Genomic DNA, 11,366 nt, shown 5'->3' on the forward strand with positions numbered 1-11,366 from the left:
GTGCCTCTGAAACGGGCGCTTACTCGCGCGGCAGTTCCAGCACGAAACGGCTGCCGCCCCCAGCGCCGCTGCCGCAGGAAACCTGGCCGCCGTGGGCATCGGCAATTGCTTTGACCACGGCCAGTCCCAACCCACTGCCGCCGCCTTGGCGCGAGCGTGAACCATCGCCGCGCATGAAAGGGTCGAAGACGTGTGGCTGCAAGGCGGCATCGATGCCGGGGCCGTTGTCCTCGATGGCCACCTGCACGTGGTCCTTGCCGTCCAGGATTGAGATCCTCACCCGGCCCGGGCTGGCGTAACGTCGCGCATTCTCCAGCAGGGCGAGCAGTGCCTGGCGCAGACGGGTGGGGTCGCAGTAAGCCGGGTGTTCGTCGCGGTGGGTTTCCAGTTCAAGTACCGAGCCCGCAGTGCGGAAAGCCGGATCGACCAGGGTCATCACCGAGTGCACCTCCTGCACCACGTCGGTACGCGCGCGGCGCACGTCGAGCCGGCCATTGCCGGCCAGTCCCAGTACGCGCAGATCCTCGATCAGCCGCGACAACCCTTCAACCTGCGACAACAGGCTGCGGAACTGTGCTTCGTCCGGTTGGAACACGCCGTCGGCCAGGCCTTGCAGGCGGCCGCGCAGGATGGTCAATGGTGTCCGCAGTTCGTGTGCAATCGCCGCGTGCCAGAGGGCGCGTTCGCGGTCCATATGCTGCAGGCGCGCGGCCATGGTGTTGAAGTCTTCGACCAGCAGGGCGATCTCGTCCAGCGCGTCGTCGCTGGCGCTGGCGCGCGCATCCAGATTACCGTCGGCGAGCGCGCGGACTGATTCCATCAAGGTGTTGAGCGGAGACACGATGCGATGCGTGAGCCGGATCGATGTGGCCAGTGCCAGCGCCAGGCCGATGACAGTGACGATCGCCATCCAGGCCAGTTCCGGACCCGTCGGCAGCCATTCCTGCAATTCCAGCGCGTTGGCCGGATACGACTCGACCAGGATCGCGTACAGCAGGCAGGAGGAGAACGCCATCATCACGATGACGCTGATGACCATCAGCGACATCGACATGATGATGTGTCGATTGAGCCCGGGGCGGCGCATCAGCGATCCGCCATCAGGCGATAGCCCACGCCACGCACGCTGGCCGGCATGTTGGCCACGCCCACGTCGTCGAGTTTCCGGCGCAGCTTGCTGACATGGCTGTCGACGGTGCGCTCCAGCGCCTCGCTCTCGGGCAGGCATTGGTGCATCAGTTCGCTGCGGCTGAAGATGCGGGTCGGGGCCAACGCCATGCAATGCAGCAGCTTGAATTCGGTGAGCGTCAGCAGCAGCTCGTGGCTGTAGCCCTCACCCTCGACATGCACCGAATGGGTCTGTGAGTCGATCAGCAACGGGCCTGCCCGCAGGACCGTGATGGCAGGGCGCGGTGCGGCGTGCAGCGTGCGGCGCAGTACGGCACGTACCCGGGCGGCGACTTCGGCCGGGTTGAACGGCTTGACCACGTAGTCATCGGCACCCATCCGCAGTGCGGTCAGCTTGTCCAGGTCCTGGTCCAAGGCAGTGAGCATGATGATTGGCGTGTCGCTGCCCTGGCGCAGCTGCGACAGCACGCCCCAGCCATCGATACCGGGCAGCTGGACGTCCAGCAGCACCAGGTCCGGGCGGGCACTGCGATGCAGCTCGAGTGCGGTGCGGCCATCTGCTGCACGCACCACGCGCAGTTTTTCCCGCTCCAGGTAGGCGGTGATGATGTCGGCGATCTCGGCTTCGTCCTCGACGATCAGGACAAGTGCATCAGCGGAACGATTCCATTGCGCCATCATGGCGGCGGGTGGCAGTGCGGTCATTACCGGGTCGGGCCGAAAGGTTCTTGCCTCCATGCTATCTCCACATTCCCTCCATCGAAACCCCATCATCGCCCGGCACACTGCGCGCCTGCGTTCCCGCAGGCTTTCCAGTACCACCCCCAGTGATGATCATTCGATGGATTACGGCCGCCTTGTGTGCGGTGCTGCTTGTGGCCATGACGGCCTGTTCCTCACCTGAAACACCTGCGCAGGTGGTGCCCAAGGTCAGCGTGGTGACCGTGGCCGCGCAACGCGTGCAGCGCGACGACGAACTGCAGGGGCGGGTGGCAGCATTGCGCACCGCGCAGATCCGCGCGCAGGTTGGCGGCATCGTGCGCAAGCGCTTGTTCGAGCAGGGAGCCGAGGTGGCTGCAGGGCAGGCGCTGTTCCAGATCGATCCTGCGGCGTTCCGCGCCGACGTCGATTCGGCGCTGGCGGCCCTGCAACGCAGCGAGGCAGCCTTGTCGCGCAGCCGCCTGCAGGCACAACGCCTGCAGGCACTGGCCGCCGCGCAGGCGGTGAGCCAACAGCATCGTGATGATGCGACGTCTGAGTACGAGCAGGCGCGTGCCGCCGTGGCCGAAGCCAGGGCGATCCTGGCCCGCCGTCAGCTGGACCTGCGCTATGCCACTGTCAGCGCACCCATCGCCGGTCGTATCGACCAGGCCATGGTGACCGAAGGCGCATTGGTGAACGTTACCGATGCCGAACCCATGGCGCTGGTGCAGCAGATCGACCAGGTCTACGTCGATGTGCGCCAGCCAGCCTCGCAGTTGCCGGCGATGCGCCGGGATGTCGTCGATGGTGGCGCGATGCCGGTGGCGATCATCGGTGCCAATGGCCAGGTGCACGAGCAGGCCGGGCAGCTGTTGTTCTCCGGTATCAACGTCGATGCGCGTACCGGTGACGTGGTGCTGCGGGTGCTGGTCGACAATCCACGCCGTGATCTGTTGCCGGGGATGTTCGTGCGCGCGCGGGTGCCGCGCGGCAGCGCCAGCGAGCAACCGTTGTTGCCGCAACAGGCAGTGCTGCGCAGCGCCGGTGGACAGGCCTATGCCTGGGTGATCGATGGCGATGGCAAGGCGGTCATCCGCACCCTTGAGCTGGATGGCAGTGTCGACCGGCAATGGATCGTGCGCAGTGGCCTGAAGCCTGGCGAGCAGGTGGTGGTGGAAGGGCAGGAGCGACTGCAGGAGGGGCGGCTGGTCGAAACCCTGCCCTGGCAGCCGGTGTCCGCGCTGGGCAAGGCCGCCGTCGCATCCCGCACCCATTGAAGGTAATCCATGGCACGTTTCTTCATTGATCGCCCGGTATTCGCCTGGGTGCTGGCGATCTTCATCGTGTTGGCCGGTGTCCTGGCCATTCCGCAGTTGGCGGTGGAGCGCTACCCGGCGGTGGCACCCACCAGCGTCAGCATCTATGCCAGCTACCCGGGCGCCAGCCCCCAGACACTGGACGATTCGGTGGTCGGGCTGATCGAGCGCGAGCTGTCCAGCGTCAAGCACCTGCTCTATTTCGAATCCTCGGTGGATACCTCGGGCGAGGCGTCCATCACCGCCACCTTTGCCCCGGGTACCAACCCGGAGATGGCACAGGTGGATGTGCAGAACCGGATCAAGGCGATCGAACCGCGCCTGCCGGCCAGCGTGCGGCAGAGCGGCCTGTTCGTGGAAGCGGCGGACTCCGGCTTCCTGATGCTGGTCGGGCTCAGGTCGCCGGACGGCAGCGTGGACGAAGCCCAACTGGGCGACTTCATGGCCCGCAACATCATCGACGAGCTGCGGCGCATCGACGGTGTTGGCCGGGTGCAGCTGTTCGGTGCCGAGCAGGCCATGCGGATCTGGCTGGATCCTTCGGCGTTGGCTGGCTATGCACTGACGGTGGGTGATGTGGTTGCCGCCATCGAACAGCAGAACCAGAACATCGCACCGGGCCGCATCGGCGATTCGCCCAGCGTAGCGGGTCAACGCATCACCGTCCCGCTGGTTGCCGATGGGCAGCTGAGCACGCCAGCGCAGTTCACGGGCATCGTTCTGCGCGCGCAGGACGATGGCTCGCGGGTGCTGCTGGGCGATGTGGCGCGGGTGGAGATGGGGGCACAGAGTTACGCCTGGGGTACCCGCGAGAGCGGCCAGGTGGCCACTGCTGCCGGCGTCCAGTTGCGTCCCGGTGCCAATGCGGTGAGCACCTCGTCGGCCGTGCGTGCGCGCATCGCCGAGCTGCAATCACTGCTGCCGCCGGGTGTGGAAACCAGCATTCCCTTCGACACCGCGCCGTTCGTGAAGATATCCATCCAGAAGGTCCTGCAGACCTTGCTGGAGGCGATGTTGCTGGTGTTCGCGGTGATGTTCCTGTTCCTGCAGGATTGGCGTTACACCCTGGTGCCGGCTTTGGTAGCACCGATCGCGCTGCTGGGTACCTTCGCGGTGATGTTGGCGCTGGGGTTCTCGATCAACGTGTTGACCATGTTCGGAATGGTGTTGGCCATTGGCATCATCGTCGACGATGCCATCGTGGTGGTTGAAGGCGTTGAGCGGATCATGGCCGAGGAAGGGCTGGCGCCGCGCGAGGCGACGATCAAGGCGATGCGCGAGCTGACCAGTGCCGTGGTCGGCATCACCCTGGTGCTGACCGCCGTCTTCATTCCCATGGCCTTTGCCAGCGGTTCGGTGGGGGCAATCTATCGCCAGTTCACGGTGTCGATGGCGGTCGCGATCCTGATCTCGGCGGTGCTGGCATTGAGCCTGACCCCGGCGCTGTGCGCGACCCTGCTGCGTCCGCTCGCACATGAACGGCGTCAGTGGCGTTTCTTCGATGCATTCAATCTAGGATTCGCCCGCATGAGTGGGCGCTATCATCGGATGGTGGCTGCGGTGTTGCGCCGCGGTGGGCGGGTGATGGCGGTGTTCGCTGCGCTGGTGGTGGCGCTGCTGCTGGGCTTGCAATGGCTCCCCGGTGCCTTCTTGCCGGAAGAAGATCAGGGCTATTTCATCACCTCGATGCAACTGCCGGCCGAGGCCACGGCGGAACGCACCCTTGCCGTGGTACAGGCCTACGAGTCGCATATCGCGTCGCGGCCTGGCATTGCTGGCAACCAGGTCATCACCGGCTACAGCTTTGCCGGCTCGGGGCCGAGCGCGGCCATGGCGTACACGATACTCAAGGACTGGGATGAGCGCGGTGGTGCAACCGCAGCTGGCGAGGTCGCTGCGACCCTGGAGGCGATGGCGGCCATCCGCGAGGGCGAGGTGATCAGTGTGATGCCGCCGGCCATCGACAGTCTGGGTAACTCCTCCGGCTTCAGCCTGGCGCTGCAGGCACGCAGCGGCCAGACCCAGTCGCAATTGCGTGCCGCCCTGAAGCAGCTGCTGACCCTGGCGCAGGCCAGCCCGCTGCTGGCCGAGGTACATGCCGATGGCCTGCCATCGGGCAGCAGCGTGCGGCTGCAGATAGATCGCGCCAAGGCCGAGGCGATGGGCGTTGGATTCACCGACATCAGCACGACCTTGTCGGTGGCCATGGGCTCGCAATATGTAAACGACTTCCCGAACGCGGGCCGCCTGCAGCAGGTCATCCTGCAGGCGGATGCGCGGTTCCGGATGGATATCGAGGACGTGCTCCGCTTGCATGTCCGCAATGCGCACGGTGGCATGGTTGCACTTGCCGAGCTGGTCACGCCGCAATGGGAGGAGTCACCGTTGCAGTTGCAGCGCTACCTTGGGTTTCCCGCGCTGAATGTGTCCGGCGCGCCAGCTGAGGGCGTCTCGACCGGTCAGGCCATGGCCGAGATGGAACGCCTGGCGGGGCAGCTGCCGCCAGGTTTTGCATTGCAATGGACCAGCCAGTCGTTGCAGGAGAAGACATCGGGCGCACAGGCCCCTTGGCTGCTGCTGTTGTCGATGCTGGTGGTATTCCTGGTGCTGGCTGCCCTGTATGAAAGCTGGTCGATCCCGATGGCGGTGATGCTGGTGGTGCCGTTGGGTCTGCTGGGTGCGGTGGCCGCAGTGCTGTTGCGGGGGATGCCCAACGACGTCTTCTTCAAGGTCGGCATGATCACGGTGATTGGCCTGTCGGCGAAGAACGCGATCCTGATTGTCGAGTTCGCGCGCCAGCTGCAGCGGCAGGGCTTTACTGCCGCGCAGGCGGCACTGCGTGCGGCGCGGATGCGTCTGCGGCCGATCCTGATGACATCCACGGCGTTTGCCCTCGGAGTGCTGCCGTTGATGCTGGCGCAGGGAGCATCGCGGGAAACCCAGCAGGCCATCGGTACCGGCGTGTTTGGCGGGATGGTGACGGCGACGGTGTTGGCGGTGTTCTTCGTGCCGGTGTTCTATGTGGTGGTGGATTCCAGCTGGCGCTGGTTGCGGCAGCGACTGCCGGGCAGGCAAGGGCCGGCCACCGCAGCGGATCATGAACGGATCTGATGGGCAGGGTGGTCGCTGGTTCCAACCAGCGGCCACGGTCGGTACTCTTGGCGTCCTTGTTCATCCGACATTGACACGCCAATGATCCGCTCGATCCTGCTCTGCGCCTTGATTGCCCTGCCGATGTCGGCATTCGCCTCCAGTTTTGCGGGCACTTCGGCCGGCTCCGCCTCGGGTGCATCGTCCAACTCTTCGGGCAGCTCTTCCGGGGACGACAAGGTGCTGCTGGATGCGCGGGAGGATGCGGCAGGTTTCGTCGCCAGCAATGGCCAGATCCGTGGCGCATGGCTGGAAGCGGCCTTGATCCAGTTGCGCGAGCGCGACGCTGCAGCGCGCGAGGCCAGCGACATGGCGCTGGCGCGGAAGATTCTGGCCCTGTGATGAATCACCGCTGGCTGCCGCCCACGCGGTGGCTGGCGATGTTGTTGCTGTTATGCGCTGCCGCACCATTGCAGGCAGCGCTGCGCATCGAACTGCGGACGCAGGCGCTGGATCCGGCGCAGCTGCAGGTCAGCCAACAGCTGATTGATGACGTACTGGCGCGCCTGCCTGCCACGATCGAGACCAATACCGCGCTGACACTGCAGTTGCGATGGCGCGCAGACCTGCCCGCGCATGTGCAGGGCAGGGCGCGGGGGCGGGAACTGGGTCTGGACGAACGCCTGTTGCATGGATTGGTGCAGGCCGGTGCCGCCCCCGCCCCCCTGCATTCCGCCCCGGCCTGGCAGCAGGCACGGGCCGCGTTGATCCATGAACTGGCACATGCCTTGGACCGCTCGCAGCATGGCGGCTGGTCGACGCAGTCACGCCTGCTGGACCTGGCCGGTTGGCAGCAGCGGCCGTTATGGCCGGGCCGCGGGCGCAATCACTTCCACCTGCGCAGCCCCGATCCCTATGAGCTGGAAAGTCCGGCCGAGTTCTTCGCGGTAAACCTTGAACACTATCTGCTGGATTCGGATTACCGATGCCGACGTCCGCTGCTGCACGCCTGGTTTGCCGAGAATCTGGGCGAGCCACGACAGCTGGACGGGGCACACTGCGCGCAGACCCTGCCGTTCATGCAGGCCGGTGAGCAGGAAGGGCAGGCCGATCTGCTCGATCTGGATCCGGCGCGGGTCTATGAGATCGACTACCTGCTGGCCGAAGGCAACGAGAAACTGATGAGCCGCTGGGGCCACAGCATGCTGCGGCTGGTGGTGTGCGCGCCGGGACGTGTGCCGGGGCCGGCGTGCCGAATGGACCTGCAACACCATCTGGTGCTGTCGTTCAGGGCGTTCGTGGGCGATGTGCAGATATCCAGCTGGCGTGGTTTGACCGGGGTCTATCCGTCACGCCTGTTCGTGCTGCCACTCAGTCGGGTCATCGAGGAATACACCAAGGTCGAGTTGCGCGGAGTCTCCTCCACACCGTTGCGCCTGCAGCGCGGTGAGATCACCACACTGCTACAGCAGGCGGCGCGTCTGCACTGGGATTATGACGGCCGCTACTACTTCATCAGTAACAACTGCGCGGTAGAGACAGGCAAGCTGCTCGGTGATGGTGTGCCGCGGTTGGGTGCGGCCGATCTGCTGTCGATCACGCCGACAGGGCTGCTGGACGGCCTGCGGTCCAAGGCGCTGGTCGATCCGCCACGCGAGCGGACGATGGCAATGCGTGGCGGCTACTACTTCGAGTCGGCGGCCAATCATTACGCGACGGTGTTCGCGGTCGCGCGCAAGGCGCTGCCGCTGCCCGCCACCGATGTCGGGCAATGGTTGGCGCTGCCGCCTGCGCAGCGCCGGCTATGGATGCGACAGGCCGATGAGCAGGTGCTGGCCGCGATGCTGTTGCTGGAGCAGGCCGCCCGGCGACAGGCCGAGGTCGCCGCTGGCGATGTACTCAAGCGGCGCTTGCTGACACGTGGCAAGCCATTGCCTGAGCAAGACGATTTCAATGCGTTGATGGCACGGGCCGGTGCGTTGCTGGCGCCCGGAAGCCTGCTGGCGCATAGCCCCGGGTACGGCATCCCCGGTCCGGACGAGCTGGCGCAGTTGAAGGCGGATACCGCAGCGGGCACAGGGCAGGCCCAGCAACAGTGGGCCGCGTTGCACGCGGCGGCATTGGCAGCCTTGCCCGAGGCGCAGCGCGCCGACCTGGCCCAGATCGAATCGAACCTGCTGTACCTGCGCGAACGTCTGCGTTTAGGGTACGGTACGCAGACGGGGGAGGCGGCGGCGCGCGAACAGCGGCGGCCGGGTCAGTTTTCAGGAGAACGCGGTTGAGCAGCACAGAACAGCAGCAGGCGGCCGATGCAATGATGTTGGCTGGGGATGTAGTGAAATTGAGTTCCTGCGCCATCCTCCAGCTTGACCAGGACGGCCATGTGCGCAGCTGCAACGCGGGTGCTTCAACCGTCCTGGGATATGCCTGTGAGGAAATCCGCGGACGCCCCTTTTCGGTGTTGTTCAGTGCTGCGGATTCGCAGCGCGGTGCGGCCGAGCAGGCGGTGGCACGCACGCTCGAAGAGGGCATCGATCAGCTGAGCATGGCCATGGTGCGCAAGGATGGCGGGCGGTTCCGGGCATCGGTGATGCTGGAGCGGGTCGCCGATCAGCGCGGCGCACGGGTGCTGGTGCTGATCCGCGACATCACCGAGATTTTCCAGACCCAGAAGCGGGTGCGGGAGGCGCAGGAGGTAGCGTTGCGTGCGCAGCGCCTGGATGCGGTAGGCAAGCTCACCCTGGGCCTGTCGCACGACTTCAACAACCTGTTGTCGGTGATTGGCAACAGCCTGGACATGCTGTCGCTGCGCCGCTCCGGCGACGAGAGCGTGCGGCGCATTCTGGATATCGCCCATCGGGCGGTGGAACGTGGCACCCAGTTGACCCGGCAGATGCTGGCGTTCGGCCGCGGCCAAACGCTGGTGCCCCAGCTGAGCAGGGTGGATGACCTGGTCAATGCCTCGTTGGAGTTGTATCGCCGCGTTTGTGGCGAGACCATCCAGTTGAACGTGAACCTGGCCGAGAAGCTGCCGCCAATCTCGGTGGACGTTGGGCAATTGGAGGCTGCGCTGCTGAACCTGCTCAGCAATAGCCGCGATGCCATGCACGGTGTCGGCAAGGTGATGCTGTCGGCGCGGCTTGAAAGCATCATCGTGCCTTCAGGTAACGGTGAGGCTGGCCAGTTCGTCTGCATCTGCGTCGGTGACAGCGGGCCAGGGATCCAGGCGGAGCTGCAGGAGAGCGTGTTCGAACCATTCTTCACCACCAAGAGTGTCGGTGATGGCAGTGGCCTCGGGTTGAGCCAGGTCTACGGGTTTGCAGCGCAGTCCGGAGGCACGGCGACGATTGGTACCTCAGCGCTGGGCGGGGCCGCGGTGTCGCTGTATTTCCCGGTGGCAACAGACGTTGTGCGAGCGGCGTAGGCCGCGAAACCGGCTATCTGACAGGACGCCGGATCTCCCCGGATCCAGGGATCTGAAGCCTTGCCGGCTTCGCGGCTTACGCCGCTTCCGCAAGATCGTCCATGCAATGCGGCGTGCAGCCCCCTGCCATCTGGCAGGAGGCTGCAGTCAATCAGTCCGCGCGGCCGCCGAACTCACCGGTGGTGGTGTTCACCAGGATGCGTTCGCCGTTGACGATGTACTCCGGCACCATGATTTCCAGACCGGTGCTGAGCTTGGCCGGCTTCGGGCGTTTGGTGGCGGTGCCGCCCTTCAGTTCCGGCGGGGTCTCGATCACTTCCAGGGTCACGTGCTGCGGCATCTGCACGGCGACCGGCTGGTCGTCGATGACCTGCACGTAGATGCCGGTCAGGCCTTCGGTGATGTAGCCGGCGTCGTCGCCGATGACCTCGGCGTCCAGCGTGTACGGGGTGTAGTCCTCGTCATCCATGAACACGAAGGCATCGCCGTCCATGTAGGAGAAGGTGGACTGGCGGCGCAGCAGCTCGACTTCCGGCAGGTTGTCATCGGCATCGAAGCTGGCATCGAGCTTGTTGCCGCCCGGCACGCTGTACATGATGAAGCGGAAGCGGACGTTGCCGCCACGGCCCTGCGGCGAGCTGCGCTCGATGTCGCGGATCTGGTAGACGCCGTTGTTGTACTCGACGACGTTGCCTTTCTTGATGTCGTTGGCTTTCATGGATTGAGCGCTGGTATCAGGGAATCGGGATGGGAGATTCGCAAAACCAGAAGCGGGTCCTGGGGCTGATCGGGTAGCGCTTTCGCGCCGTTCCGAGTCCCCAAGCCCCGCTCCGGAGTCACTTCGGTGCCAAACGTACGGCGCCGTCGAGGCGAATAGTCTCACCGTTGAGGTAGGTATTGCCAATGATGTGGCCGACCAGGCTGGCGAAGTCGGCCGGCTGGCCCAGGCGCGACGGGAACGGGATGGAGGCAGCCAGGGATTCCTGCACGTTCGGCGGCATGCCATCGACCATCGGGGTCCAGAAAACGCCGGGGGCAATGGTCAGCACGCGGATGCCGAAACGCGCCAGTTCGCGCGCCATCGGCAGGGTCATGCCGACCACGCCGCCCTTGGACGCCGAATACGCGGCCTGGCCGATCTGGCCTTCGTAGGCGGCCACCGAGGCGGTATTGATGATCACGCCGCGCTCGCCGTCGGCGTTGGCCTCGTTGTGCTGCATCAGCTCGGCGGCGGCCTTGGCCACGTTGAAGCTGCCGACCAGGTTGACCATCACCGTGGTCTGGAAGTTGGCCAGTGGCATCGCCGCTTCGCGGCCCAGCACGCGCCCGGCACCGAGGATGCCGGCGCAGTTCATCACCACGTTCAGGCCGCCCAGGAACTCACGGGCAGCGGCGAGGTTGGCGGCGACGCCGGCCTCGTCGGTGACATTGGTGGTGAAGTAGCGGGCATTGTCGGCGCCCAGTTCGGCGACCGCGGCGGCGCCCTTTTCATCATTGAGGTCGAACAGGGCGACTTTGCCGCCATTGGCAACCAGGAACTGGGCGACGCCGAGGCCGAGGCCGGAGACGCCGCCGGTGATGACGGCACGAACGGAAGACAGCTGCATTGGAACAATCCTGCTGAGTGATCCGCCGATTCTAGCTGATGCCGATCCGCGGCTAACTGATGCGGGCAGACCTGTGGCACAGGGCCTGATCCAGCGTGA

At 65.4% G+C, this 11,366-nt stretch carries 9 protein-coding genes; 5 read left to right on the plus strand and 4 right to left on the minus strand.

All coding sequences use genetic code 11. From position 1 onward, the window contains the following. Positions 1-19: 19 nt before the first annotated feature. Complete coding sequence (locus RT131_RS08025; RefSeq protein WP_313171848.1) at positions 20-1,087, minus strand: ATP-binding protein; 1,068 nt, start codon at positions 1,085-1,087, stop codon at positions 20-22. Then, a complete protein-coding gene (locus RT131_RS08030) occupies positions 1,087-1,833 on the minus strand; it encodes a response regulator (RefSeq protein WP_313171850.1) in 747 nt (248 codons plus the stop codon). The genes RT131_RS08025 and RT131_RS08030 overlap by 1 nt, the downstream gene beginning before the upstream one ends. A gap of 176 nt (positions 1,834-2,009) precedes the next feature. Here RT131_RS08030 and RT131_RS08035 point away from each other — a divergent pair, with 176 nt between their 5' ends. The 5 genes from RT131_RS08035 to RT131_RS08055 all read left to right on the plus strand — a co-directional run bounded on the left by RT131_RS08035 (position 2,010) and on the right by RT131_RS08055 (position 9,660). Continuing rightward, a complete protein-coding gene (locus RT131_RS08035; protein WP_313171852.1) occupies positions 2,010-3,107 on the plus strand; it encodes an efflux RND transporter periplasmic adaptor subunit in 1,098 nt (365 codons plus the stop codon). A 9-nt stretch (positions 3,108-3,116) separates the two neighbouring features. Continuing rightward, a complete protein-coding gene (locus RT131_RS08040; RefSeq protein WP_313171854.1) occupies positions 3,117-6,257 on the plus strand; it encodes a multidrug efflux RND transporter permease subunit in 3,141 nt (1,046 codons plus the stop codon). Between the two features lie 81 nt (positions 6,258-6,338). Then, entirely contained in the window at positions 6,339-6,638 is a 300-nt protein-coding gene (locus tag RT131_RS08045) for a DUF2388 domain-containing protein (protein WP_313171856.1), read from the plus strand. Next, entirely contained in the window at positions 6,638-8,518 is a 1,881-nt protein-coding gene (locus RT131_RS08050; protein WP_313171858.1) for a DUF4105 domain-containing protein, read from the plus strand. Before RT131_RS08045 ends, RT131_RS08050 begins: the two co-directional genes overlap by 1 nt. Then, complete coding sequence (locus tag RT131_RS08055) at positions 8,515-9,660, plus strand: ATP-binding protein (protein WP_313171860.1); 1,146 nt, start codon at positions 8,515-8,517, stop codon at positions 9,658-9,660. Before RT131_RS08050 ends, RT131_RS08055 begins: the two co-directional genes overlap by 4 nt. Before the next feature lie 151 nt (positions 9,661-9,811). On the opposite strand, the gene yeiP is transcribed toward RT131_RS08055, so the two are convergent. Then, positions 9,812-10,378 (minus strand): elongation factor P-like protein YeiP, encoded by a 567-nt coding sequence (gene yeiP, locus RT131_RS08060; RefSeq protein ID WP_282270790.1) that lies wholly within the window; start codon positions 10,376-10,378, stop codon positions 9,812-9,814. Positions 10,379-10,496: 118 nt separating this feature from the next. Beyond that, entirely contained in the window at positions 10,497-11,267 is a 771-nt protein-coding gene (locus RT131_RS08065; protein WP_313171863.1) for an SDR family NAD(P)-dependent oxidoreductase, read from the minus strand. Between the last annotated feature and the right edge of the window lie 99 nt (positions 11,268-11,366).

Origin of the sequence: Stenotrophomonas sp., from assembly GCF_032066555.1 — a bacterium.
Taxonomy (GTDB): domain Bacteria; phylum Pseudomonadota; class Gammaproteobacteria; order Xanthomonadales; family Xanthomonadaceae; genus Stenotrophomonas.

What these genes read in the sequence shown, in the direction of transcription:
- RT131_RS08025 (WP_313171848.1), bottom strand. Translation starts at nt 1,087, where the DNA reads ATGCGCCGCCCCGGGCTCAATCGACACATCATCATGTCGATGTCGCTG.
- RT131_RS08030 (WP_313171850.1), bottom strand. Translation starts at nt 1,833, where the DNA reads ATGACCGCACTGCCACCCGCCGCCATGATGGCGCAATGGAATCGTTCC.
- RT131_RS08035 (WP_313171852.1), top strand. Translation starts at nt 2,010, where the DNA reads ATGACGGCCTGTTCCTCACCTGAAACACCTGCGCAGGTGGTGCCCAAG.
- RT131_RS08040 (WP_313171854.1), top strand. Translation starts at nt 3,117, where the DNA reads ATGGCACGTTTCTTCATTGATCGCCCGGTATTCGCCTGGGTGCTGGCG.
- RT131_RS08045 (WP_313171856.1), top strand. Translation starts at nt 6,339, where the DNA reads ATGATCCGCTCGATCCTGCTCTGCGCCTTGATTGCCCTGCCGATGTCG.
- RT131_RS08050 (WP_313171858.1), top strand. Translation starts at nt 6,638, where the DNA reads ATGAATCACCGCTGGCTGCCGCCCACGCGGTGGCTGGCGATGTTGTTG.
- yeiP (WP_282270790.1), bottom strand. Translation starts at nt 10,378, where the DNA reads ATGAAAGCCAACGACATCAAGAAAGGCAACGTCGTCGAGTACAACAAC.
- RT131_RS08065 (WP_313171863.1), bottom strand. Translation starts at nt 11,267, where the DNA reads ATGCAGCTGTCTTCCGTTCGTGCCGTCATCACCGGCGGCGTCTCCGGC.